This is a genomic window from Ruegeria sp. YTSA064 (assembly GCF_059610325.1).
This window is the reverse complement of the sequence record NZ_JBXWNK010000003.1, coordinates 61,578-84,596: the sequence shown is the minus strand read 5'-3', so window position 1 is coordinate 84,596 and position 23,019 is coordinate 61,578. Positions and strand designations below refer to the sequence as shown.

The 23,019-nt window shown below is 56.8% G+C and carries 26 protein-coding genes and 1 tRNA gene; 7 read left to right on the top strand and 20 right to left on the bottom strand.

The genetic code is table 11. The features are described 5' to 3' along the window. The 8 genes from AC2FI7_RS05275 to AC2FI7_RS05240 form a co-directional block, all read right to left on the bottom strand. Positions 1-915, bottom strand: coding sequence for a dihydrodipicolinate synthase family protein (locus AC2FI7_RS05275; protein ID WP_496815954.1), 915 nt, complete (start codon positions 913-915; stop codon positions 1-3). Continuing rightward, entirely contained in the window at positions 912-2,087 is a 1,176-nt protein-coding gene (locus tag AC2FI7_RS05270) for an L-rhamnonate dehydratase (protein WP_171236877.1), read from the bottom strand. The genes AC2FI7_RS05275 and AC2FI7_RS05270 overlap by 4 nt, the downstream gene beginning before the upstream one ends. A 3-nt stretch (positions 2,088-2,090) precedes the next feature. Next, complete coding sequence (locus tag AC2FI7_RS05265) at positions 2,091-3,593, bottom strand: tripartite tricarboxylate transporter permease (protein ID WP_496815953.1); 1,503 nt, start codon at positions 3,591-3,593, stop codon at positions 2,091-2,093. A gap of 7 nt (positions 3,594-3,600) precedes the next feature. After that, entirely contained in the window at positions 3,601-4,083 is a 483-nt protein-coding gene (locus tag AC2FI7_RS05260; protein ID WP_496815951.1) for a tripartite tricarboxylate transporter TctB family protein, read from the bottom strand. Positions 4,084-4,145: 62 nt separating this feature from the next. Further along, complete coding sequence (locus AC2FI7_RS05255; RefSeq protein ID WP_319544652.1) at positions 4,146-5,096, bottom strand: Bug family tripartite tricarboxylate transporter substrate binding protein; 951 nt, start codon at positions 5,094-5,096, stop codon at positions 4,146-4,148. 396 nt (positions 5,097-5,492) lie between these two features. Beyond that, positions 5,493-6,338 (bottom strand): enoyl-CoA hydratase/isomerase family protein, encoded by an 846-nt coding sequence (locus AC2FI7_RS05250; protein WP_142640334.1) that lies wholly within the window; start codon positions 6,336-6,338, stop codon positions 5,493-5,495. 99 nt (positions 6,339-6,437) lie between these two features. After that, a complete protein-coding gene (locus tag AC2FI7_RS05245) occupies positions 6,438-7,226 on the bottom strand; it encodes an SDR family NAD(P)-dependent oxidoreductase (protein ID WP_496833278.1) in 789 nt (262 codons plus the stop codon). A gap of 47 nt (positions 7,227-7,273) precedes the next feature. Continuing rightward, positions 7,274-8,056, bottom strand: coding sequence for a CmcJ/NvfI family oxidoreductase (locus AC2FI7_RS05240; RefSeq protein WP_496714277.1), 783 nt, complete (start codon positions 8,054-8,056; stop codon positions 7,274-7,276). Between the two features lie 96 nt (positions 8,057-8,152). On the opposite strand from AC2FI7_RS05240, the gene AC2FI7_RS05235 reads away from it, so the two are divergent. The 3 genes from AC2FI7_RS05235 to AC2FI7_RS05225 all read left to right on the top strand — a co-directional run bounded on the left by AC2FI7_RS05235 (position 8,153) and on the right by AC2FI7_RS05225 (position 11,352). Then, positions 8,153-9,061 carry a LysR family transcriptional regulator gene (locus AC2FI7_RS05235; protein WP_271951652.1) on the top strand — a complete coding sequence of 303 codons (909 nt, stop codon included), beginning with the start codon at positions 8,153-8,155 and terminating at the stop codon, positions 9,059-9,061. A 286-nt stretch (positions 9,062-9,347) separates the two neighbouring features. Beyond that, positions 9,348-10,094 carry a 2OG-Fe(II) oxygenase family protein gene (locus tag AC2FI7_RS05230; RefSeq protein WP_496815949.1) on the top strand — a complete coding sequence of 249 codons (747 nt, stop codon included), beginning with the start codon at positions 9,348-9,350 and terminating at the stop codon, positions 10,092-10,094. 361 nt (positions 10,095-10,455) lie between these two features. Beyond that, positions 10,456-11,352 (top strand): LysR family transcriptional regulator, encoded by an 897-nt coding sequence (locus AC2FI7_RS05225; protein ID WP_480458489.1) that lies wholly within the window; start codon positions 10,456-10,458, stop codon positions 11,350-11,352. A 23-nt stretch (positions 11,353-11,375) separates the two neighbouring features. Here the strand turns inward: AC2FI7_RS05225 and AC2FI7_RS05220 are convergent, their stop codons facing one another. The 12 genes from AC2FI7_RS05220 to AC2FI7_RS05165 all read right to left on the bottom strand — a co-directional run bounded on the left by AC2FI7_RS05220 (position 11,376) and on the right by AC2FI7_RS05165 (position 20,960). Next, entirely contained in the window at positions 11,376-11,612 is a 237-nt protein-coding gene (locus tag AC2FI7_RS05220) for a DUF2798 domain-containing protein (RefSeq protein WP_480747557.1), read from the bottom strand. A 93-nt stretch (positions 11,613-11,705) separates the two neighbouring features. Next, positions 11,706-12,314, bottom strand: a complete 609-nt coding sequence (locus AC2FI7_RS05215; protein WP_496815947.1) for a short chain dehydrogenase — start codon at positions 12,312-12,314, stop codon at positions 11,706-11,708. A 275-nt stretch (positions 12,315-12,589) separates the two neighbouring features. Next, positions 12,590-12,784: a hypothetical protein gene (locus AC2FI7_RS05210; RefSeq protein ID WP_496815946.1), complete on the bottom strand. Its 195-nt coding sequence runs from the start codon at positions 12,782-12,784 to the stop codon at positions 12,590-12,592. A gap of 32 nt (positions 12,785-12,816) precedes the next feature. Beyond that, the gene (locus AC2FI7_RS05205; protein WP_496815944.1) at positions 12,817-13,452 is read right to left on the bottom strand and encodes a hypothetical protein; all 636 of its coding nucleotides are present in this window, start codon (positions 13,450-13,452) and stop codon (positions 12,817-12,819) included. Between the two features lie 31 nt (positions 13,453-13,483). Continuing rightward, positions 13,484-13,942: a helix-turn-helix domain-containing protein gene (locus tag AC2FI7_RS05200; RefSeq protein ID WP_496833276.1), complete on the bottom strand. Its 459-nt coding sequence runs from the start codon at positions 13,940-13,942 to the stop codon at positions 13,484-13,486. 586 nt (positions 13,943-14,528) lie between these two features. Further along, positions 14,529-14,738 carry a MerR family transcriptional regulator gene (locus AC2FI7_RS05195; protein ID WP_496815942.1) on the bottom strand — a complete coding sequence of 70 codons (210 nt, stop codon included), beginning with the start codon at positions 14,736-14,738 and terminating at the stop codon, positions 14,529-14,531. A 97-nt stretch (positions 14,739-14,835) separates the two neighbouring features. Next, positions 14,836-15,939 carry a hypothetical protein gene (locus tag AC2FI7_RS05190; RefSeq protein ID WP_496815940.1) on the bottom strand — a complete coding sequence of 368 codons (1,104 nt, stop codon included), beginning with the start codon at positions 15,937-15,939 and terminating at the stop codon, positions 14,836-14,838. After that, on the bottom strand, positions 15,932-17,143 hold the full coding sequence (locus AC2FI7_RS05185) for a tyrosine-type recombinase/integrase (RefSeq protein WP_496833274.1): 1,212 nt from the start codon (positions 17,141-17,143) through the stop codon (positions 15,932-15,934). Before AC2FI7_RS05185 ends, AC2FI7_RS05190 begins: the two co-directional genes overlap by 8 nt. Before the next feature lie 121 nt (positions 17,144-17,264). Continuing rightward, positions 17,265-17,341: transfer RNA gene (locus tag AC2FI7_RS05180), tRNA-Arg, on the bottom strand. A gap of 64 nt (positions 17,342-17,405) precedes the next feature. Further along, positions 17,406-18,788: a sensor histidine kinase gene (locus AC2FI7_RS05175; protein WP_010437184.1), complete on the bottom strand. Its 1,383-nt coding sequence runs from the start codon at positions 18,786-18,788 to the stop codon at positions 17,406-17,408. Positions 18,789-18,806: 18 nt separating this feature from the next. After that, positions 18,807-20,225, bottom strand: coding sequence for a dihydrolipoyl dehydrogenase family protein (locus tag AC2FI7_RS05170; protein ID WP_010437181.1), 1,419 nt, complete (start codon positions 20,223-20,225; stop codon positions 18,807-18,809). 3 nt (positions 20,226-20,228) lie between these two features. Beyond that, complete coding sequence (locus AC2FI7_RS05165) at positions 20,229-20,960, bottom strand: TVP38/TMEM64 family protein (protein ID WP_010437178.1); 732 nt, start codon at positions 20,958-20,960, stop codon at positions 20,229-20,231. Between the two features lie 297 nt (positions 20,961-21,257). Here AC2FI7_RS05165 and rpmH point away from each other — a divergent pair, with 297 nt between their 5' ends. The 4 genes from rpmH to ttcA are packed head-to-tail and all read left to right on the top strand — an operon-like array spanning position 21,258 to position 22,993. Beyond that, positions 21,258-21,392 (top strand): 50S ribosomal protein L34, encoded by a 135-nt coding sequence (gene rpmH, locus AC2FI7_RS05160; protein WP_005980833.1) that lies wholly within the window; start codon positions 21,258-21,260, stop codon positions 21,390-21,392. Positions 21,393-21,417: 25 nt separating this feature from the next. Then, complete coding sequence (rnpA, locus tag AC2FI7_RS05155) at positions 21,418-21,840, top strand: ribonuclease P protein component (RefSeq protein ID WP_029621564.1); 423 nt, start codon at positions 21,418-21,420, stop codon at positions 21,838-21,840. Next, positions 21,837-22,064 carry a membrane protein insertion efficiency factor YidD gene (gene yidD / locus AC2FI7_RS05150; protein WP_010437166.1) on the top strand — a complete coding sequence of 76 codons (228 nt, stop codon included), beginning with the start codon at positions 21,837-21,839 and terminating at the stop codon, positions 22,062-22,064. Before rnpA ends, yidD begins: the two co-directional genes overlap by 4 nt. 44 nt (positions 22,065-22,108) lie before the next feature. Then, positions 22,109-22,993 carry a tRNA 2-thiocytidine(32) synthetase TtcA gene (ttcA, locus tag AC2FI7_RS05145; protein ID WP_010437165.1) on the top strand — a complete coding sequence of 295 codons (885 nt, stop codon included), beginning with the start codon at positions 22,109-22,111 and terminating at the stop codon, positions 22,991-22,993. The last annotated feature ends 26 nt before the right edge of the window (positions 22,994-23,019 follow it).

Sequence of the window (23,019 nt, the reverse complement as noted above, 5' to 3'; positions counted from 1 at the left end):
TTACTTTCCCCAATTCAAAACCAGCGGATCCAGCGGCTTCAGCAGGTCTATCAGGCGCGCGCGGATTGCCGGGTGCAAGGGCGGGATCGGGTGGCGGCAGAAATCAGATTTGATCACGCCGCCCTCGACCATGGCCGCCTTGCATGACTGCCAGCCACATTGCCGGTTTTCGTGGTTGATTGCCATGGCCACGCGACCATATGCGGCGGTCGCCTCTTCGATGCGACCCGCATGGTGGTGGTTGAGGACGGGCTTGATCTGATCGACGATCATGCCCGAGGTCATGGATCCGGTTGCGCCCGCGTCCAGGTCGGCCAGCAGCGTGATGGCTTCTTCCCCGTCAAAGGGGGCTTCGATGGCGTCGCCCCCCTGTTCGATCAGTGCGCGGATCTTGTTTGCGGCGCGGGGGCATTCAATCTTGAACAGCTTGACCGCCTCGATTTCTCTGGCCATGCGCACCAGAAGCGAAACCGGCAGGTCCACGCCTGAGAGCGGCGCATCCTGCACCATGATCGGGATGCCGACCTCGCCCACCGCCGCGAACTGCTCGAAACTCTGCTCGGGCGTGCCTTTGAGCAACGCGCCGTGATAGGGCGGCATCATCATGACGACATCGGCACCCAGATCCTTGGCGAATTGTGCGCGTTCCACTGCGATCTGCGTCGCGTAGTGGCTGATGGTGACAATCACCGGGACGCGGCCCGCTACATGTTCCACCGAAAGGCGCGCCAGAACCTCGCGTTCAGCATCCGAAATCAGGAACTGTTCTGAGAAATTGGCCAGCACACAGATGCCATCTGCGCCCTGATCGATCAGGCAATCCAATGCCCGTTTCATCCCTTCGAGGTCAAGTGAGCCGTCTTCGTTGAACGGGGTTGGCGCAACGGGCCAGATGCCAGTGTAGGGGCCGCTCATTCCGTCACCTCGAAATCGCTCAGGTACTTGTCGGTGATCTCGATCCCCAGACCAGGCTTGTTGTCATCCAGATCAAGGAACCCGTCCACTGCATCCGGGTCGCCATCGAAGATGTAATAGAACAGCTCGTTACCTACTTCGACATCGAAGACCGGGAAATACTCCGAAATCATGCAATTCGCATTGGCCATGGTCAGATGGTAATTGTGCATCTGCCCGGCATGCGGAATGACCGGCACCTGAAAGGCTTCGGCAATGGCGTTGATTTTCTGCGCCGCGGTGATGCCGCCCACGCGGTTGGTGTCATATTGCAGGACGCTGACGGCCTTTTTCTCGATTAGGTCTTTGCAGCCGATCACGGAAAACTCATGCTCGCCGCCCGAAATGGGCACGATGTTCATGGCGTTCAGTTCACGATAGCCTTCGACGTCGTCAGCAATCACCGGCTCTTCCAGCCAGCGGGGTTCATATCTGGCCAGCCTGGGCAGCATGCGCTTGGTGTAATCGACATTCCAGCCCTGATAGCATTCCAGCATCAGATCCACGTCATAGCCAATGACTTCGCGCACCGCTTCGACCCGCTTGAGATTTTCGCGCATTCCTGCCGGCCCATCCTTGGGGCCCCAGCCAAAGCGCATCTTGTATCCCTGATAGTTGTTCTTGCTGGCTTCTTCGGCCTCGGCCTGCATGGACTCGATGGGCCCGGAATAGAGCTTGGAGTAATAGACCGGGATCTTTTCCTTGGTGCGGCCGCCGAGCAGTTTGAAAACGGGCTTGCCGGTCAGCTTGCCCATCAAGTCCCAGATCGCGAGGTCCACCGCCGAGATCGCGGTCATGCCGATGCCCTTGCGGCCCCAGGCGTGTGACCGGCGGTACATCTTTTCCCAGAGATAGGCGTAATCAAACGGATCTTCGCCGATCACCATAGGTGCAAACCACTCGTCAATCGCCTGTTTCACCACGTTCGGCGCAAGGGCTGCATTGCCGATCCCGATGGTTCCGTCTTCGGTCTCAATCTCGCAGGTCAGCCACTGGTGGAAGCGGAAGGACGACATCGCATCGCCTTTCTCCCACAGCAGATCACTGGCATTGGTGCAGAAATTGCCTTGCGGAGGAACAGTCTTGCCTTTCCAGTTCCAGACGCGCGTGCGGACGGATTTTACTCTTGTCATTGCTTATTCTCCGGTCGACTCGACGGGCGAGCGTTGTTTGAAGAGCAGTCCCCAGACCATCGGGCCGAACAGGGCCAGTCCGGTCAGGACAAAAAAGAAGAGGGCCAGCGGACGGGTGAACATCAGCCACCACTGTTCGTCCAACATCACCATGGACTGGCCCAGGCGGGTTTCCAGCATGCCGCCCAGGATCAGGCCGATGGCCATGGGCACCACCGAGAAGCCGTGGCGGCGCATGAAGAAGCCGACGATGCCCGAGCCGATGGCAATCCACACATCCATTATCGACTGTTCCAGCGCATAGGCGCCAACGATCGAGAAGATGAATACGATGGGCCACAGGATCTGGATCGGGATCAGGGTGACGCGGGCAAAGATCTTGGCGCCCCAGAGACCGATGAAGAAGAAGATCACGTTGACCAGCATCATCGACCAGAAGATGGCGAATGCGAAATCGGCCTGTTCGGTGAACATAGTGGGGCCGGGGCGCAAACCATGGACCATCAGGCCGGCCAGGATCACTGCCGCCGTTGGGCTGCCGGGGATCCCCAGTGCCAGGGTTGGCACCATGGCACCGCCGGTGGCCGAGTTGTTGGCGGCTTCGGAGCCTGCGATGCCTTCCAGTGATCCCTTGCCGAATTCCTCGGGCTTCTTGGACCAGCGTTTGGCCTCGTTATAGCCGATCATCGAGGCCACGGTGGCGCCCTCTGCCGGCAGGATGCCGATGAAAGTGCCGATGCCGGACGAGCGCAGGATGGTCTTCCAGACACGGGCGTAATCTTCACGGCTCGGTAGCTTGATCGCCTTCATGATCACCTGCTTGCGTTCCACATGCAGGTTGTCGGCCTGGATCAGCAGTTCCGAGATGCCGAACACGCCGATCATCACCGGCACAAACGGAATGCCTTCGCTGAGTTCATTCATGCCGAAGGTGAAGCGTTCGATCGAGGTCAGCAGGTCGATGCCGACCGTAGCCAGCAGCACGCCGAAGGCACCCGAGACGATATTCTTGACCGGAGATCCGTCCCCGATGGTGGCCAGCATCGACAGGCCGAACACGGTGAGCGCGAAGTATTCCGGCGGGGCAAAGTTATAGGCGGCCCGCGCCATCAGCGGGGCGGCCGCCATTAGGGCTACGACCGAGATGATGCCGCCGATGGTCGAGGAGACCGCCGCCATCCCCAGCGCGCGGCCTGCCTCTCCCCTTTGGGCCAGGGGATAGCCGTCTAGGCAAGTGGTGGCACTGGCCGATGTCCCCGGCGTATTGATGAGAATGGCGGTGATTGCCCCGGCAAAGGTCGCGGCGCAATAGATCGTGGTCAGGATCGCGATGGCCGGGATCGGGTCCATCGTGATGGTAAAGGGCAAGAGCAGGGCGACGCCTGTGGTGGCGTTCAGGCCCGGCAGGGCGCCCACCAGAACACCTCCCAGGGTCGCGGCAAAGATCAGCACCAGGAGCTGCGGATCGGCGAGGGCCATCAGGCCGTTGAGGATAGCTGCGTCCATGGGTCAGTTACTCATACCAGAAGTTGGTTAGCAGACCGCGCGGAAAGCGGACTTCGAAAATGCCGTCGAACAGGAAGAACACGGCGGTGGGGGCGATGAGACCGACCAGCACGATCGCCCAGATCCGGCGTTCGCCCCAGAGGGCGGCCAGCGAGGTGGCGAAAAGGCTAAGGGCCAGGAACAGGTCGATCTCGCCCACCAGCACGAAACCGATCAGCAGGCCCATCGTCAACTGCACCATCTTGGTGAGGCGTTCAGGCGCTTCGGAACGGTCGCGGAACAGCAGCCAGATCGACAGAAAGATGATCAGGCCGAGTACCAATTGCGGGAAATCAGATGGCTGCATCCCGCGTTTCAGGATCGGGGGAACCCGCTCGAACTGGGTGCTCAGCCACCAGGCCCAGGCGCAGAACGCGATGATGCCCAACGGAATCGCCATGCGCGAGATCGCGCGGCGCTGCGAAACGGGGTTTTCGGTGGGGGTCTGCATGTCAGATCTCGAAAGGGAAAGAGGGCGCGGCGACTGGAACCGCCGCGCCGCAAATGGTCAGGTTACTCGATGAAGCCGAGCTCTTTCAGAGCCGCTTCCATGTCGGTGACCATAGTGGTGATCTGGTTGCCCCAGGCCTCCGATCCGACGACCGAAGTGCTGTCGAGCCCAACGCTGTCCAGGAAGCCCTGGTAGACACCGTGGTTCATCGAATTCATCAGTGCGTCCTCGATCTTGGCGGCAACATCATCGGGCGTGTCCTTGTGAACCACAAAGCCGCGCACGGTCGAGAAGCTGACATCGATGCCCAGTTCCTTGGCGGTGGCGACATCCGGCAGTCCGGACATGCGCTCATCGGCCAGAACCACGATCGGGCAGACATCGCCTGCGTCGATCTGAGACCCGGCCTCGGCCAGGTTCAGCACGGCTGCATCAACCGCACCGGCCACCAACTGGGTTGCCAGTTCACCGCCGCCGTCAAACGGAACGATCTTCGGGGTCTGCATGCCGCCCTTCTTGGTGAACATGAAGGCCGAGACGTCGTCGATATTGCCCAGGTGGGTGGTACCGTAGGAAATCGGCGCTTCTTTCTGAGCCGCGACAAAGGCTTCGGCGTTGTCATAGGCGCCACAGCGGACCATCAGGATCTGCGGGTCGTCGGTGCCGCGGGCGATCGGACGGATATCGTCCAGCGTCATCTTGGTCTTGCCCTTGGCCACGGTGGCCGCGTGGCCGATGGTGAAGGTCAGGATGGTGTAACCGTCGGCAGGAACTTCGAGATAGTGGTCCATGGCAACGGCGCCACCGCCACCTTTCTTGTTGACCACGACCATGTCGGTTTTCAGCTCACGGCGGGCGCGGAGCATCATCATCCGGGTGGTGACGTCCGTGCCGCCGCCATTGCCGGCGTGGGTCACGACTTCAATGGTCTTGGACGGGTATTCGTCAGCATTGGCCACAGCGCCTGTCAGGGCCATTGCCGTCACGGATACGGTGGCGAGAAACTTCTTCATTCTGATCCTCCTCAGGGTACCGAACCGACCTCTCCCAACGGGCCGATTCGCAATCTCACGAGGATGATGTATCAGGTATTTGGTGTTTGGTATACCAAAAATTGCCGCCAACAAAAAAGACCTGCAAATTCGGGAATGGTTTCGTGAGCGCAGGACAAAAGGAAATCCAGCTCAAGACCGGTAACAATTGAAAGTGAAAGTGATTGTCAGCTTTTCAAACAACGCTACCAATGAGCGTGTCCGCTTCGGGCTGAGACCGGTCCTCAACAACCATTGAGCCTATGGCAACTTTTGTCCGCAGAGCGGTCATTCGTCGCAACTCTCTCTAATGTCTGCTTCGCGGACAAAACGGACATCCGACGCACAAGGCCGAATGTCCGCTTAATCCAATCAATCTCAGTTGATATCCTGAACATCCATGACCAGGTTTTCCCAGTTCCGCTGGTTTTCCATGTCGTGCTCTAGGCCCTGCTCGTCTGCGATCGTGAAGCGTTTAACGGCTGATGTTTTGCTCGTTGCCTGGTAGAGCCAATAGGCCTCGGCCTTCAGGGCCTCATCGATAGGCTTGTCGATCGACTCGTAGACCATCTGCTTGCAGGCATTGATGGACTCTGCCGGGAACTTGGAAATCCGCTGCGCCAAGGTGTTTACGTAGTCGTCGATCTCATCGGCATCCAACGCTTTATTGATCGTGCCCATTGCCTCGGCTTCATCGGCGTCAAAGTCTCGGGCACTCAGGATGATTTCCAGCGCGCGGCCCAGACCGGTCTGACGGGCCATGCGGGACGCACCGCCGCCGCAGGGCAGGATACCCATGCCGACTTCCATCTGCATGAACTTGAATTTGCCACGCGCCGCAAAGCGCATGTCCAGCGCCAGGGCCAACTCGTGGCCACCACCGCGTGCGAAGCCTTCCAGCTTCGCGATCGTGGCCTGAGGCACCTTGCTGATGCGTTCGCAGACCGCTTGCAAATCGAGCAGCTGGGCTTCATCGCGGGAGACAGCTTCGGTCGACATGTCCTTGAGCAGCTCGGTGTCGTAGTGGCAGACCCAAACCTCGGGGTTCGCGGATTGGAAGATGACCACCTTGGTATCGCGGTCCCGCTCCAGCCGCATGGCAAGGCTGTTGAGGTCGGCCAGCATTTCCTGGCCTTGCACATTCACTGTTCCAAAATCGAATGCCACCGTTGCGATGGCGTCTTGGACCTTCACGTCAAAGGTTTGAAAATTCTCGTATTTCATCAGTCAGTCCTTTCTTGGGTCCGGACAACGCATGTCGCCGGAGGGTTGCAGTTTCAGGTGGTGTAAAAGACGCCCGACGTCAGACGGGCGTCAGTGGGATCAGCTGAGAGATTTCAAAGCATCTTCGATGCCTTGCATCACCTGCGCCGAATGAGTTGCGTCCAGTGCAGCCGCATGTGGCTGCGCGAACTGGCCGCTGTCATTGTCAAAATACTTGCCCGAAACATCCGCGAACGACGACCCGAGCGCCGCTTCACGCAGGATGTTCGCGCCGATGGACAGATCGTTGCCCGCGATGCCGTAGCCTTCCTTGACCATCTTCGAAGCCAACAACGATCCGGGATTGACGGCGACGACGACGGGTCCGTCGGTCAACTCCTTCGCCAATTCGCGGGTCCAGATCGTGATGCCGAGCTTGCTTTGCGCGTAGGCGTCATTGTGGCCAAGCTGTTTTTCCCCGCGCATAGCAGCCAAATCAATCGGCGCTTGCGCGGCAGAGGATAGATTCACGATCCGCCCGTCTTTCGGAATGATCGGCAGAAGCGCGCGGGACAGCGCATAGGGCGCCAAGGTGTTGACCATGAACCGCACATCATGGCCGGCCTCGGTCTGGGTCTCCGCGACTTTCAGCACGCCCGCGTTATTGATCAGCACATCAAGGCGGTCGTGTTTCTCGCGCACCTCTGCCGCGAAGGTTTGGATATCGGCCATACGCGACAGGTCAGCGGCATAGGTTTCGACGTCGCCGCCGACCTCGTTGACGGCGGCTTCCAGTTTGGCTGCACCGCGTCCATGAAGCAGAATTTTGTGCCCCTCTTTTGCGAGGGTCTGCGCCGTCAAAAGACCGATGCCGTCTGTTGATCCGGTGATAAGAATTGTCTTGGTCATGATTGTCTCTCTCCGTTTGCTCGTGTTTCGTGGGTCCGATGATGGGATCAGGCAAAACGCACTAGGGTGCGGCTCTCAATGCTTTTGCGGATGGTCATGACGTTTGGGTCTTCGACCATGTCCAACGCGGAGTGCCCGATGGAGGGCCGTCCCTGATTGTCGAAGATGTTGAAGTAGGCGACCTCATCCGGGGTCATCTTCGACATGTAGATCCACTGATGATTCGGGTTTGCCGCCAACCCCATGATCTGTCCTTTGCGGTCGGGATAGATCAGATCAAGCAGGATCCAGTCTTCCGGGGCGACGCTCGACGGCAGGATAAACCCGAGCGGGGCTGAGTTGATCGCCGCCTCGATCGGTCGCCAGATGTTAATGAAGGCGTAGTGCCCCGCGCTCCATTTTGCCGCTGTATCAGCACCAAGAATGTCGATCAGTCGCTGTTCTGCGCCGTCAGGGCTGTAGTCGCTGTGGACGTTTCGTGCGGGCTTGCGCGCGGCGTCAGGGTCATCCACCCGGATCGTGTGATCAAAGATGATCACCTCCTGCGCGTCCAGCTTGGTCGTCAGAAGCGACGTCAGCTCTGCGTCGTACTCCGCCTGCCAGGCATCATCGTCTTGCGCGAACGAGACCGCTGTGGGGGCGAAAGAAAACGCGACAGCGTCATCCTCGAATGATGGGTCTGTGGCTGACCTGCGCGCGTCGCGCACTTTCACTTCGGTTGGGGCGAGTTCTGGCGCGATCAGATTGCCAACGATGCCACCGGCATCAAGCTCGAACGCCTGACGCTCCGGTTTGTGGACGTGATAATTCACTGTCGCTGTCTGAGTCATTCCGCTCTCCGCTCTGTCTTGAGCTTTGACCTATACCGCTGCGCAGATATATAAACGGTAGATAATCGAATTCAGTTTTCTGGAAAAATATACAATATGGATACGCAAAGCCTCCGCCTCTTCGTCCTTGCTACTGAAACGCTGAACATCAGCGCGGCGGGCCGAACGCTAGGGATGGCACCGGCGGTGGCCAGCGCGCGGCTCGCAAAGCTTGAAAAACTGCTGGGCGCCGAATTGTTGCATCGATCCACTCGGAAAGTCTCAGTGTCCCTAGAGGGGCAGGACTTCTTGCCGTACGCCCGAGAGATGATCGAACAGGAAGAAGCGGCCCTCGCCGCATTCGGCAAAGGCAAGGCCGAGGTGAGCGGGACATTGCGCTTTGCCGCTCCAAGCACCTTTGCCCAGCTCTATATCGCGCCCCTGTTGCCCGCTTTTATGGATGCCTATCCAGACCTGACGCTCGATTTGCATTTATCAGATACCCAGTTCAACCTGATTGAGGGCAGCTATGATCTGGCCCTCCGCAATTCTATTCTGGAGGACAGCAGTCTGACGGCGCGCAAACTGGCAAACGACACACGTATTCTTTGTGCAGCACCAGACTATCTGGAAACACATGGGGTGCCCGGCACACCGGATGACCTCGCGGCGCATCGTCTGGTCGCCTTCAAGGATCTGGAGCCGCGCGCCTTGGTGTCAGATGACGGAGCCAAAGCAACATTCGACCTCCACAAAGCCTCCCACAGGCTGATCGTGAACGACGGGCTGACACAAGTGCGTGTCACGCTCAAGGGTGCCGGCATTTCGATTAACTCCCTCTGGGCGGTCCACAGCGAGCTGAATGATGGGTCCCTTGTGCAGGTGCTGCCCGGGTACACACTGGCGGACAATCCGGCGCTTTGGCTGATATACCCCAAAAGCAACGTAGTCTCCGCAAAGGTCCGCGTCTTCATGGACTATCTGATCCAACAGATCGGACGGTCAGCGGCTTGGGCCGGGTCCTAGGCGCCACACCTCTATTATGTAGAGAAAACGAATTCTGTTATCAAAAATATGTCCATTTATACGCAATCTAAGGGTAATATCTAATGTCTCGGAAGCAACAGGCTTGACCATCAGAAAGTTGAGACAGGACATGACACAATCTGCATTAGAGCGCGCACGCGCCGTGGAACGCCCCACACGCGAAGCAATGCTGCAACGCGCCCCGCAAGTCGCGCAATTCTGAAATGACAACCAGGAGCTGTTCAAACACGCATGGAAGGAATGGGAGCAGGCCAATCAAACCGCCTTGGATGCATCTGTTCATGACGACCGTCTCCGCGCAGCGGTCGACGGGGCCTGGAAAGACCCGGCAACCGAAGGCGAAGTGAAAAAACTATGGGAAGAGGTCTTCCCCGGTGTCTACAAAACCCAGTTCTTTGACCCCGAACGGCTGTTCGTTTTGCGCAGCTATCTGGACAGTGTCGCCGATGCAGGCATTCCGCTGCGCCCGCCCTATGGCATTTCCCTAAACCGGGGCGGTGCAATGCTTGACCCGCGCTCGGAAGGGCATCTTGGGGCCTCAGCCTTCCAGACGTTCTACCGCGACCTGATGAACACCTATATGCGGCCCATCTCACGGCTCTTGTTCCCGGATGTGATGGGATACGACACGCAGACCTTCGGGTTTTCCATCCAGTGGCAAGCAGATAACGACACGTCGCTCCGGCCTCACTCAGACGCATCATCGGTCACGCTGAATATCAATCTAAATCTACCGGACGAGGCCTATTCTGGCTCCGCTGTCAGCTTCATTGATCCCGCGTCGCGACGGGTCGAAAAACTGCACTTTGAGCCCGGCACGGCCTTGATCCACCACGGCAGCGTCCCCCATGCGTCTGAACCGATCACCGAAGGTCAACGCTCCAATTTCGTGCTGTGGCTCTACGGTCAAAACGGCCAGATCCCGCATCCTAGTGCGTTCGCGCCCACAATCGATCCGCGCGCGCGCTGGACGGTCCCGACCGATCCATCGGACGGGTTTGCGCCCTTCTGATCCGCGGACCTCGACAGGTTGGTTGGGTGATAGACGTCGCCCAGCCAACATAGCGGAGGCTCGTTGGCCGCTTTTTCAGATAATCTCGAAGCAGCCATTGGTGCAGGTTGCAGCATTCGTTGTTTTGGGCTCTCTGCCGTCATTCGCCGCACATTGCACCAATGACCGCAAAGCGGAAAACCAGCCGCTCGTCATGCACGCCTCGAGTGTCTCAGTTGCGGACTAAGCGGTCGTTATCAGAGTCCATGGCAATGTCGGCTTTCGTTCTGCCTGTTAACGAGGACGAGTTGATTTGTGGTATGCCGTGTGATGGCCTTTCCTAGCACATGCAAATAGTATCATCGGAGTTAGGGAGTTCGCCTTGCGTAGCCAAGACCTCAGTCTTCTCGTAATTTTTGATGCCATAATGACTGAGGGCTCCATTACGCGCGCGGCGGATAGGCTGAACATTACCCAACCGGCAGTCTCAAATGCCGTAGGGCGGATGCGCACGATCTGGAAGGACGATCTCTTCATCAAGGATGGCCGAAACATCAGGCCCACTCTCTTTGCCCAGAACCTCTGGGCAAAGGTGCAACGGCCATTGGAAGAGATCGACGACGCCATCAATCCAAAGGGATTTGATCCTGCCACATCACATCGGGTGTTCCGCATCGCTGCGACAGACCTGATGGTAGATATGGCTTGGGCTGACCTGCGCCAGCGTCTCGAACAAGATGCGCCGGGGGTCGCTGTGCAAACAGTGCCGTACACTATTGCCAATGGCGAAAGCGTACTTGCCAGTGCGACGGTGGACGTCCTGATTGGCGCGAACGATCTTATGCCGCCGATGGACACAAGTGAGTTCCTGCTTGAGCTCGACTATGTTTGCGTCATGCACCCCGACCATGTTCTTGCGAAAGGCGCGCTCACGCTTGAGCGTTTTGTAGGGGCAGATCACTTGCTGGTATCGCTTTCAGGAGACGCACTTGGCTATACCGATATGGTCCTTGCCGAGCATGGTTTGCAACGCAAGGTCGCCATGACAATCAACAATTTCGCGAGTGCCACGAAAGTACTGTCGCAAAGCAATCTCGTAGGTGTTCTGCCTTCGGTAAACGTGAAGTCTTTGGTTGAGTCAGGCGCGCTCGTGGCGCGCCCGACTCCGATTCCTGTCCCGGGTCCGATACTCAGCATGTTCTGGCACAAACGGGTTGACCGGGATCAAGGAAACATTTGGCTGCGGAGCGTTCTCAAGAGCCTGATGGCACCGTCGTGAACGGCTGAACTTGGTGAGGTTGTTTAATCGCTCTCCACAACCAGCTGGCCCACGATTTTCCTTACGGCTGGCGTAACGATCATGATCGCGGGAAGGGCCGCCACAAAGCCAACAATCCAGGCATTCAGCCAGGCCTGGAGCAGCCCGGGAACCAAGCCAAGGTTGATGGTTGTGACAACCAGCGACATCAAACCTGACATGAGCAGCGCCATGAAGAAGTAGAAGGTGTATTGGGTGTATTTGACGGGTATGAAATGCATGGGGAATACTCCATCATTTGGTTTGGATCCGAGCCCGATAGAGGCCCGGATTTGGCAGTCTGTTTTCGATTGGGATATGCGCATGACCAGACCTCAGGTCCGTCCTTGCACATAAAGGGTTTCACCGTTCTTTGCGCCTTCCACGCTTTTGCGGAATGCTTTGGCCGCAACGGCTGCGGGAACAGGTTCGAAACCGGCGAAGGCGGCACCTAATAGATGGACCGATTCTTCAAGGATTGTTGGGCTTACGACGTTGACGCGAATGCCGCGCGGCAACTCCAACGCCGCCGAAGCTGCAAATCCTTCCAGCGCACTGCACACAGTCGTGGCCGCTGCGCCATAACGGATCGGATCCTTGCTGATGATACCTGCGGTGAGCGTGAATGACCCACCGTCACTGATGTGTTTAGTGCCCTCCATCACCAGGTTGATTTGGCCCATGAGCTTGTTGTTGAGCCCAAGCTGCCATTCATCCTGCGTGATATCTCCTAGCGGGCCGAAATGAACTGCGCCGGTGGCTGAAACCAAAGCGTCGAACGGGCCAATCTGTTCGAACATCGCCCTGATCGATGCGATATCGGCGATGTCCACCTGAACGTCGCCTTCCGAGAAGCCCACTTTCACGACCTCATGATCTTTCTCGAGATCAGCGGTGACGGCGGTGCCAAGTGTTCCGGTTGAACCTACGACGATGATTTTCATGATCTGTCTCCGATGTGTTGTTTCGTGCGAACCGATTTGGTCCAGCTGAGACAGATATGACGGCCCACAATCAATAAAAAAAATAATGAATATATATAAATAACATTTCAAAAAATGATGTATTTGCGTAAGCAGTAGTTCGGATGATCTACGGGACAGCCCGCTTTGGGCTCGGTGCGGTCATCCGGCTAGATTGGTCGAATGACTGTTTTGTGTCGGTAACCAGTCCGTGCCCAATCAATGGATCAGCTTCAGCAGTTCCTTGTCGGCTCGGATCAATTCGCTGATGGTTTTGCGAAACTGTTCAGCATTTCGCGATCTTTCACCGTGCTTCCATGACGGATGGCTTGGCCCAGCCGCGTGTCCACCGCGCGCGCCATGAACGCGGCACACGGTCCAACCTCTGACTGATGGAGCACGACAACGCTGGCCTGTGGACTTTGCCGTTGCTGTGCATCTGGGCGCATCATTGAGTCTTTTCGTAGGGTCCATGGGGTTGTCGTCACTTTTTGTCATCGCCCCGCCCCCCACTGTGGATGTTCCCAACTATGGCCTGGCCACCTTCCTTCACCTCGACGCGTTCAACGCGCACGGTCTGATTTGCCTTTGACCTATACTTTTTGAGGGTTTCAACTTGGCCGGTGAAAGTGCGCGCGAGTTTGTTAAGCGCCCGTTCCGCTGAATCTTGCTGCGGGAGAGTTTTCACATGGTTCAGTCGACGCGCCATCATCATCGTGGCCTGATGGATCGCGCCCATCTGGATCGCAAGCATGGCTTCGATCTCGTCCTGAGGCTTAACCCCAGCAACAACCGACATTACGAAGTTCGATGCGGCCTCGGAAACAGAGCTATCCTGTTTCCCGAGGGTTGCGACTTGATCCATGACGCCTTCGAAGAACCGGTAGTCTGCTGTGCCTAGCTCATGCATTGCCAAAGCACAGGCTGCGTTTGGGTCTTTCTCTTTGTGGCCGACTGTGAGCCTTCGCGTTTCCTCCTCGAGGTCCAGCTTGATATCCGGCGCTCGGACACGTGATCTCTTTCGTGCCCTTAGGTCAGCAATCGCATTGACTTCTGCCTCAGTAAGTTCGGAGTTCTTTGTCTGCAGATCGTTGCCACTGTCATTCTGTGTCTTGCTCATGCCCGCCTCGCGTAACAGGGAGTGGTTAGTATTAGTGTTCCGTCTCAGAACCGAAGGACCGACGCGAAATCGGTCTGACGGGTTCTGATTTGGAACCATGAGAGGTCTTTGGGTTTTCAAACGGAACCAAAGAGGATGCTGACGGGTCCGTCTCAGAACCGCGTTTTGTTTTTTCGGGTTGCCAGAAACGCCAATCATTGGTGGCGGCTTTCTTGCCGGACCGGGATTGCGTCGCCTTGGTCGTCAACCGCCATTCGTGGGCCCGGCGGTGATACCAGTTGCCTTCCTGCTCCAGCACAAGAAAGCCTTTGTCCTGCAGATCCTCGAAAGCGCGTTGAACGGTGGCCTTGCCCAACCCCAAAATTTCTGCCGCCTCGTTCATCGACAGAAACAGCTTGCCGTTGTTGCCACCGTTGAAGCGGGAGTGAAGCTCTAGCCAGAGCTTCACAGCAGGTCCGGACAACGCACGCCATGCCGGGGATTTGATCATTGCGTAGGGCATAGGGACATATTGGCCCTCATCCGACCGTTTACCGTTGGGAGACCGGCGCCTACTCATCGCGACACCCTCGCTGGAAGTGCTCGGACAACTTGTCCAGTTCTGGCATGTCACAGCTGATATGCGCCCGGACGAGCCGGGTTAGGCCGGATTTGGACACACAGTACCCGAGCGTGTCCCAGGCCGCTCCCCCGGCCGGAAATTGAGGCCTCTGACGCTGAAACAGCCATTGGACGCCATCCCGGCATACGGCCACCCGGTAGATGCCGAGGCGAAAGAGCTCACCGCTGTAGTTATCAGCGGTTTCCCGATGACCAGTTTGGGAAAGAGGGCCATAGTCTGCCCCCCTGTCGTGGTTGTTATTAATCGACTTGGAAAAGGAAATATCAGCCATGCTCGATCCGTCCTTTCCGAATGATCACCCGTTCGATCGAGTGGCTCTGGGGCGACCAGTAGTACCGGCGCTCGTTTTGTCTTGTCGGCGCGGGGCATCCTGTGGCATCAACTGGACTTGCTAGGGTGGCAGTTGATGTCACTGGAAAAGCCCCATCTCCGCGCTTGGAGTTGGGGTTTTTCATTATGCAGCCTCGTTGTTGGGATCGGTGCGCTGCGCAGAAAGCCAGGCGTTCAGATCAGCGCCATGATACGCGATCCGCCGCCCGATGCGAATGAAGGCCGGACCGCACATGCGGTGGCGCCATTGAGCCAGCTTTTCGCGGTTTCCCAGCAATTGCATTTCAGGGTCTTCTGGGAAATAGACCCGGTCGTCATTGAAGACATTTGCCATCGTTGAAATCCCCTTGGATCAGTTGCGATGGCTTCGAATTTATTGGCATTGCTTTATTGAAATAGCCGTCACGAATACTTGGCGTTTCGATACGGTGTTATGATTTCCGAGTCCGTCTACCCGGAGCCGAAACTTCAGGGAAGTCTTTCCGCACCTCGTCAATCACACGTCTCCAAGCCCGCGAACCCAAGCTTGAACCAAGCGTCTCTCTTAGTTCAGAGTTTGTACCGGTCCATTCGTTATTTGAAAGGAAGAATTTTACTTCCGTCACAATCCTTTTTTCTTCAGCAACCGTGTTTGTTGGTCCAGACGTGGCTTTCTTTCCCTCGTCGTACCACCGCCCTTTGAGCTCGGCATACGTTTTGGATTTCACGCTTTCGATAGCATCTGTCCACTTAGCCTCTTTCACACAAAGCCCCGCTCCCGAACTCTTTGTGACGGCGGAAAGCTGCATGTTCTTTAGCAAAGGCAACTTGTATTCCAAAAAATACCTAATTTGAGTGACCGAGGCCTGGGTTAGGGTGTGATCTTCGTAATCGTCAATTTCTCCGATTTCGACCATATGCTGGATCTTCTCAAAAGCAGTCCAGTAATAGCGATCCTCTTTATTGTCGGTATCACCCTCAATTTCAGATTTATCCAACCATGCTTGGAGCATCAGTGGATCTATAACTTGTGAGACGCGCTCTCTAATCGCTTCAATTCCTCGCGTATCAACAGTCCAAGTATAAGGATCTATGAAACAGAACAGCTTGCCATCAAACACCGGCAAGGAAAGGTATTTTCTAACAGTAGACGAATGAACCGTATGAATGTCGATTTCATTCAGTTCGGGACACCAAAACTCTTCGGAAAAGCTTCCTTCGTCAATCCAATCAAGTATTTCCGGTGAGGCGATCATTGTTTTGTCGCCGTCAAAAAGGTAGAGAGTTTGCTGCTCAAGCTGATCCAAAAACAGTTTCTCACTGAAACTCCTTGCGTCCGCCTCTCCTTGAAACTCAACGAATTCAAGAACGTCCTTAAAAAAGAGCTTTGGCCCATCAATCGCCTTATGCTTTTCGAACTCGCTCCTTGCCAAAGGTCCCAAGTGATCGTCAGCGAGCAACTCTGAAGCAGCTTCGGTTTCGAATTTTGGGTCGATTACCTTTCTCCAATCGGAAAGCGCTCGACCCACAGGCAAAAAACCAAGCTCACTAATCACAGTTTTTCTCCCTTCTCACGAACGTGACCCACTGTTCTACCAAATCTCGTCTTCTTTCCAATAAATCTGACCGCGCATAGGCCCGCTCCACATCTGATCCAACCTGATGTGCCAATGCCGCCTCCGCCAGTTCGCGCGGCGCGTTTGCAGCCTCCGCCGCCCAATCTCGAAACGAACTGCGGAAGCCATGCACGGTGACGCCATCCTGCCGCATCCGTCGCAGCAGCATCAGCATCGACATGTTCGACAAGGGTTGATGCCGCTTTTGCCCCTCGAACACATAGTCAGAGGCCAGCGCGCGCAACGGCTCCAGAATGGCCAGCATTTCTTCGGTGAGAGGGACGCGGTGGACCTGCCCGCCCTTCATGCGCTCCGCTGGTATGGTCCACAGACGTGCATCGACATCGACCTCAGGCCATTTCATCTCCAACACCTCAGATGTCCGGCAGGCAGTCAGAATGGTGAACTGCAGCGCATTGGCGGCCATGGCGGAGCGGGTCTGCAACTCGGCATAGAACGCGGGCACCTCCTGCCACGGCATCGCGTCATGGTGCTGGACCTTGGCTTTGACGGCGGGGAGAACCTTTCCTTCGCGGATCGCAGTCACTGGATTCTCGCCCGAGCGGAAGCCCTTGGACTTCGCCACATCGAGCACCGTCTTGATCCGCTGCGACAGTCGCTTTGCGGTTTCGTGTTTCTCGGTCCAGATGGGGGCCAGGCACATCAGCACTTCTGGCTGTTCAATGCTGTCCACAGGCATGCGTCCGATCTTGGGGAATGCATAATCGCGCAAGGTGTTGAGCCATTGCTGTCCGTGCTTGGCATTCTTCCAAGTCGGCAGGCGGTCAATGTGAACCTGTCGGCTGAGCTCTTCGAAAGTCGGGATTTCACGCTGGGCGTTAAATCGAGGGTTCAAACCAGCTTTCGCCATTCGCCGGTATTCGAGCGCTCTTTCTCGAGCCTGGTTTAGTGTGACGACATCAACGCCACCCAACCCGAAATCCGTGCGCAGCGGTGCACCTTTGCGGTTCTTCTGACCTTTGACCGTTACGCGCACAATCCAACGCCGTGCACCTGATGGATCAACAACAAGGTACAGGCCAGAACCGTCGCCATGCCGACCCGGACCGAGATTCTCTACCAGCTTCTTTGTCAGCTTCCCGCTGAGCGCAGCCATGAAAATACCACAAAATATACCACTCAACGAAAGTATAGTGGTGCAATCGGATAAAATCCAATGAAACACGCTAGTGCGACTACAGCCATAAAACACAAAGGTTTAAGCAACCTAATATGACTCATCATAATTTGAGGAAATTACCAAGTGGCGGACCGAGGAGGATTCGAACCCCCGACCCCTTGATTCGTAGTCAAGTACTCTATCCAGCTGAGCTATCGGTCCGCGTTGGTGAGGCGGTATTTAGACCTGAGGCCACGGGCGTGCAAGCCGATTCTTTAAAAAAACTTCAAAAAGTCATATCACCACGTGGGAGCCTTATTTCAAAGGTTGTTCCCTCGGGTCCGGTGGTTTTCAGAAACAACTCCCCGCCATGTCCACGCACCAACTCTTGTGAGATGGCCAATCCTAAACCCGAGCCGCCTTTACGCACCCCCCCCTGAAAGGGTGTAAACAGATTCTCTTGGGCCTTTGGCGGAAGACCAGGGCCCGTATCGCTGATTTCGATACACCAATCCTTTTCCTGCTCGGAGGCGTTTACAGAAATGCGGCCCGGTTTTCCAGAAGTAGACAGCGCCTGTCGTGCATTGCGTACGAGGTTCAAAATGACCCTGAAAATCTGCTCGGGGTCAGCACGGACAACAAGATCTTCGGGCACTTCATTCACGATCTCGACACAGGCATTCGCCAGCGCCAGCCTCTCGCTGGTGGCAACATCCTCGGCAATCTCACGCAGGCGTAACATGGTCAGTGTCGGAGCGGGCTCCTCCGCGCGACCAAAGGCCAGTGTGCTTTCGCATAATGAGACGGCGCGGGTGATCGAATTGACAAGTTTTGGCGCCATACGAGCCACCAGCGGGTCATTACTCGCCTCAATCCGGTCGGTAAACAGCTGGGCCGAAGTCAGAATGTTGCGCAAATCATGACTAACCTTAGCCACCGCACCTCCCAATTGCGCCAGGCGTTCGCGTTGCTTCAAGGCTTGTGTCAGATCAGTTTGAAGCATCTGCAATGCCTCTTCGGCTTCGCGCAGTTCCGTCACCTTGGAATTGGGTGAGATAATTCCGCGCGCGTCCTCGGGTGCGCTCGCGTAGCGTTGCATATAGCCGACCACACTTTTGATCGGGCGTACCAGAACCACGCGCACGGCAAGAAACAGGAATGAGGCGGTAATGATAGAAATCACAAAGGACAGGCCCAAAATGCGAAGCCCGTAATCCGTCATCGCCATTCGTAACGGGTCGCTATCCATTGTTACTTCTATCAGCAGGCCAGCATCCTTAACTGGCGCGCCTAGAACGCGAATGACCTCGTTTTCGGGCGTAAACAGCCGCAGAGTCGCGTCGCGGATCAGCACCCAGGCGCTGGCATCGCGCAGATCGAAGGTTTTGGAGATCCGATCCGGGATGGGTGAAGACAGCATGAGCTGGCGCACTTCGTCGCGGCGCAGCACGACGTTGTAAACGCCCGCATTGACCAGCAGTTCTGCCTCAAGCTCGTCGGCCAGCATATCATCAGCCAGCAACGCCAGCGAAGCGATCTGGGCACGCTCGAGCCGGTTCAGCAGGAAATCTTCACGAAAGCGCGCGATCGATGGCACAAAGATCAGAACTTCGGCCAACATCACGAAGACCGTCGTCAGGATCAGAAATCGGCCCGACAGCGAGTTCACTTTGCGCTCCTCCTTAGGTCAGGGAATCCAGCGCTGGACGAATCTGACCACTTTCTTAACCGTTTGATTCTCAAACAGCCTTGGCGTGAAATAGGCACCCGCCACCCGTTTGTTAAGCTCTCCAATCGTCGGATAGGGCGAGACCATGGCAGCGATCTGCCCCATCTTTAGGTTATTTGCGAGTGCCAGGGACCACAAGTTGATCAGTTCACCGGCTTGGTGCCCTACGATTGTTGCACCGACGGGGCGACTTTTAACTACCATCACCTTGATAAAGCCTTTCGTTTTCCGTTCGGAAATCGCCCGGTCATTATGGTGATAATCGAAACGGGCAATTTCCACAGCGTCTCCGTGTTGGGCACGCGCTTGCGCTTCGCTGAGCCCCACCTGTGCCAGTTCCGGGTCGGTATATGTCGCCCAGGGGATATGTGCTGTCTTCGCCTTTGACGGTAACCCGAACAGGGCTGAGCGAATGATAACCCCCGCCTGATAGCCTGCCACATGGGTAAATTGCAGACCACCTGCGACATCTCCGATAGCATAGACCTTGCGGTTGGTCGTTCGCAGTGTGTCGTCGACCTTGATACCGGTGCGAGTACGCTCAATCCCGGCAGCTTCAAGATTTAGGCGATCAACGTTGGCCTTGCGCCCAACGGCAAGCAGTAAATGTGAACCAGCGTGAATCTCTCCATTCTCGGTCACGACCTCTATGGCACCCGCATTGTCTCTGATCTGAGCTACCATGGCGTTTTCATGAATCGCGACGCCTTCCGCCTTCAGGCTGTCCAACACGATGGTTGCGGCTTCGGGGTCGTCTTTGCCCAGCGCCTTTAGGCCTTCTATCACCGTGACCTTACAGCCCAGACGGATATGCGCCTGCGCCATCTCCATGCCGATCGGGCCGCCACCGATGATCAGCAGATGCGCGGGCTTGTCGCGCAGGTCGAAGATAGTCTCATTGGTAAAATAGGTGACCTGATCCAGACCCGGCAATGGTGGCACCAGCGGCGAAGACCCGGTGGCCACAACAACGCGGCGGGCTGTGATCAGGTGATCGCCAGCCTGAACCTGTGTTGGCGATATAAAGCTACCGTATTCCCGGATTACCTTGACACCAAAACCCTCGAAACGCACCTGACTGTCCATCGGTTCGATCTGAGCGATCACGTCATGCACATGATCCTTTGCAGCGGCATAGTCGACCTGTGGCACCACGTCCGCGACCCCATAGACCGAAGCGTGTGCTTGCCCATGTGCCGCCTTACCGCTGGCAATCAGGGCCTTGGAGGGAACGCAGCCAAAGTTCAGGCAGTCGCCGCCCATCTTGTGCCCCTCCAGCAGGACGACATCCGCCCCCATCTGGCTGGCCCCGGCCGCCACAGACAATCCGCCCGACCCGGCACCGATCACCAGGATATCGGTCTTTAACTCTTGCATGAATCAAGTGTCCTTTCGGCCACGGAGGGATTTGATAAAAATCGGCAGCGCCGCCAGAACACACAAGCCGATGATGGGCCCCATGACAAACGGCTCCCACAGCAACGAAACATCCGGCGTCTCACCCCGGTCAAATACACCCCCGAGCCCGACGCCAATCCAAGTATAGACGATGCCGCCTGGGATAATGCCCAGCGCAGTCGTGATCAGGAAGTTCCGAAATTTCACGCCAACCAATGCAGGCACCAGATTGGCCACGAAGAACGGCACCACAGGCACCAGGCGCAACAGGAAGAGAACCGAGATCTCATTCTCACGCAGGCCGTCTTTCAGTTTCTTGACCGTCCCTTCCGAGGATTCCAGCCGCGCCGTGAGTGACTCGCCCAACCCCCAGCGCGCTGCAAGGAAGATGGCTGAGGCCCCGATCGTAGCTGCAACAACATTGAACACGGTCCCGGCGAAGAGACCAAACAGGAAGCCCCCGGTCATCGATGCCACCGCAGCTCCGGGCAATGAGAAGGCCACGATCACGATGTAAATGCCAATAAAGGCAGCAACCATCGCCAAATAGTTGGCATCCCGCCACGCCAAAAGCGCCTCGCGGTTGTCGCGCAAGGTCTCAAATGTCAGGTAATCGCCCAAGGTAAAGAAACCCACCGCAGCGACTACGAGAATCACCAGCAAAGGGATATGACGCGCAGGTCCGCTGCGCGGGGTCTGAGTTGTATCACTCATTACAGTGTCCGGTTTGGTGCGTTTCATTCTGGCACCAACATGCGATGCCTTGGGCCCGCACAACAGGGACCTCACGCGGCGTTGATGTTTATGGCCCGGAATGTGACGAATTCGGGCAATAATACCTGCGACTTGAAACCTTTTGCTGGTGCCGGTTACAGAATTGTTGCAAAAGGCGGCGAAACCCCCACCTAGGGGTTTGACTTAACTCCCGTGACCCAGTAGAGGACGGGCTTCGAACACTAGGGCCAGGCGAATCCGCGCCGCACCCGACCGCTATAGATTGGAGACGGAGCGATGAAACGCACCTATCAGCCTTCGAACCTGGTTCGCAAACGCCGCCACGGTTTCCGCGCGCGCATGGCTACCAAAGCCGGCCGCAAAATCCTGAACGCGCGCCGCGCACGTGGCCGCAAATCGCTGAGCGCGTAAACCGCTCACTGATCAGGTTATGAACGTGACGCCGCCGGAGGCCCCTGAGGATGGTACAAACCAGCCGAGGGTCAAGCCCCCGGCGGCGTCCGTTTGCGCGCATGAAATTTTGACTGTTCTGCAGAATCGCTCTGATTTTCTTAAAGCAGCGCGGGCGAAACGGCATGGCACCGCCTCGATGATGGTGCAAGCGCGAAAACGCGGCACGGATGAAGCGACGGGTATTCGCGTCGGATTTACCTGTTCCAAGAAAGTCGGCAACGCCGTGGCCCGCAACCGCGCCAAGCGCCGATTGCGCGAGGCCGCGCGGGCAGTTCTTCCCATTCAGGGACGCGAAGGGTGGGATTACGTCCTAATCGGCCGTGCCGAGGTCACTGCCGCCCGGCCCTTTGAGGCACTGAAAGATGATCTGCGCTTTGCCCTGCGCAAAGTGCATGGCGCCAAATGACCCTGTTTGCCCATATCCTCGCCCTGCCGATCCGGGCCTATCGGCTGATCTTCAGCCCATGGGTTGGTTTCAATTGCCGGTACCAACCAACCTGTTCGGCCTACGCGCTGGAGGCGCTGGAAAAACATGGCCCCATCAAGGGCACATGGCTGGCTGCGCGGCGCATTGGACGCTGCCATCCATGGGGCAGCGATGGATATGATCCGGTTCCCGACGACGAATAACGCTCACCCTTGCCCGGTTCACTCAACTGCGATAGGCCCGCCCCATGTTCGACGAAGCTGACGATATCCATCCGCTCTTTGCCGGGGCGCCCTCGACCACCGAGTTTAAGAAACTGCGCAAACGCATTGTGCGTCAGACGCGTGAGGCCATTGATCAATACGGGATGGTGGACCGCACCAATGATGGAAAAACGCCCCGGTGGTTGGTTTGTCTGTCGGGCGGCAAGGACAGCTATACCCTTCTGGCAGTGCTCCACGAACTAAAATGGCGCGGGCTGCTGCCTGTCGATTTGCTGGCCTGCAATTTGGATCAGGGTCAGCCGGGTTTCCCGGCCACTGTTCTTCCCGAGTTCCTCGAACGCATGGGAGTGCCGCATCGGATCGAATATCAGGATACTTATTCGATTGTGGTGGATAAGGTCCCCCAGGGCCGCACCTATTGCGCTCTGTGCTCGCGTTTACGGAGGGGCAACCTCTATCGCATCGCGCGCGAAGAAGGGTGTTCAGCAGTCGTGCTGGGCCATCACCGCGACGATATTCTTGAGACCTTTTTCATGAACCTGTTCCACGGGGGCCGTCTTGCGACCATGCCGCCCAAACTGGTCAATGAAGAGGGGGATCTGTTTGTCTATCGCCCCCTCGCTCATGTGGCCGAGGCGGATTGCGAGAAATTTGCAAAGGCGATGAACTATCCCATCATCCCATGTGATTTGTGCGGCAGCCAGGACGGGCTGCAACGTCAACAGGTCAAACAGATTTTGGACCAGTGGGAAAAAAATGCGCCAGGGCGACGTCAGGTGATGTTCCGGGCGCTGACAAATGCCAGACCGTCGCACCTGCTTGACCCGAAACTTTTTGATTTTATGAACCTTTCGACCGGACAGATTCAAAACGACGAAAATTCGGCGGAAATTCCCAAGTTGCGTTAACGAGTGACTCAGATAGATTTCCTACG

Bases quoted from the DNA above. Each gene is read 5' to 3' on its own strand.
- AC2FI7_RS05235 (WP_271951652.1), top strand. From the start codon at position 8,153: ATGGATACGCAAAGCCTCCGCCTCTTCGTCCTTGCTACTGAAACGCTG.
- AC2FI7_RS05240 (WP_496714277.1), bottom strand. From the start codon at position 8,056: ATGACTCAGACAGCGACAGTGAATTATCACGTCCACAAACCGGAGCGT.
- AC2FI7_RS05200 (WP_496833276.1), bottom strand. From the start codon at position 13,942: ATGATCAAATCCCCGGCATGGCGTGCGTTGTCCGGACCTGCTGTGAAG.
- ttcA (WP_010437165.1), top strand. From the start codon at position 22,109: ATGTTCGACGAAGCTGACGATATCCATCCGCTCTTTGCCGGGGCGCCC.
- AC2FI7_RS05270 (WP_171236877.1), bottom strand. From the start codon at position 2,087: ATGACAAGAGTAAAATCCGTCCGCACGCGCGTCTGGAACTGGAAAGGC.
- AC2FI7_RS05260 (WP_496815951.1), bottom strand. From the start codon at position 4,083: ATGCAGACCCCCACCGAAAACCCCGTTTCGCAGCGCCGCGCGATCTCG.
- AC2FI7_RS05210 (WP_496815946.1), bottom strand. From the start codon at position 12,784: ATGATGCGCCCAGATGCACAGCAACGGCAAAGTCCACAGGCCAGCGTT.
- AC2FI7_RS05245 (WP_496833278.1), bottom strand. From the start codon at position 7,226: ATGACCAAGACAATTCTTATCACCGGATCAACAGACGGCATCGGTCTT.
- AC2FI7_RS05275 (WP_496815954.1), bottom strand. From the start codon at position 915: ATGAGCGGCCCCTACACTGGCATCTGGCCCGTTGCGCCAACCCCGTTC.
- AC2FI7_RS05195 (WP_496815942.1), bottom strand. From the start codon at position 14,738: ATGGCAAATGTCTTCAATGACGACCGGGTCTATTTCCCAGAAGACCCT.
- AC2FI7_RS05165 (WP_010437178.1), bottom strand. From the start codon at position 20,960: ATGAGTGATACAACTCAGACCCCGCGCAGCGGACCTGCGCGTCATATC.
- AC2FI7_RS05170 (WP_010437181.1), bottom strand. From the start codon at position 20,225: ATGCAAGAGTTAAAGACCGATATCCTGGTGATCGGTGCCGGGTCGGGC.
- AC2FI7_RS05265 (WP_496815953.1), bottom strand. From the start codon at position 3,593: ATGGACGCAGCTATCCTCAACGGCCTGATGGCCCTCGCCGATCCGCAG.
- AC2FI7_RS05250 (WP_142640334.1), bottom strand. From the start codon at position 6,338: ATGAAATACGAGAATTTTCAAACCTTTGACGTGAAGGTCCAAGACGCC.
- yidD (WP_010437166.1), top strand. From the start codon at position 21,837: ATGACCCTGTTTGCCCATATCCTCGCCCTGCCGATCCGGGCCTATCGG.
- AC2FI7_RS05255 (WP_319544652.1), bottom strand. From the start codon at position 5,096: ATGAAGAAGTTTCTCGCCACCGTATCCGTGACGGCAATGGCCCTGACA.
- AC2FI7_RS05220 (WP_480747557.1), bottom strand. From the start codon at position 11,612: ATGCATTTCATACCCGTCAAATACACCCAATACACCTTCTACTTCTTC.
- AC2FI7_RS05215 (WP_496815947.1), bottom strand. From the start codon at position 12,314: ATGAAAATCATCGTCGTAGGTTCAACCGGAACACTTGGCACCGCCGTC.
- AC2FI7_RS05205 (WP_496815944.1), bottom strand. From the start codon at position 13,452: ATGAGCAAGACACAGAATGACAGTGGCAACGATCTGCAGACAAAGAAC.
- rpmH (WP_005980833.1), top strand. From the start codon at position 21,258: ATGAAACGCACCTATCAGCCTTCGAACCTGGTTCGCAAACGCCGCCAC.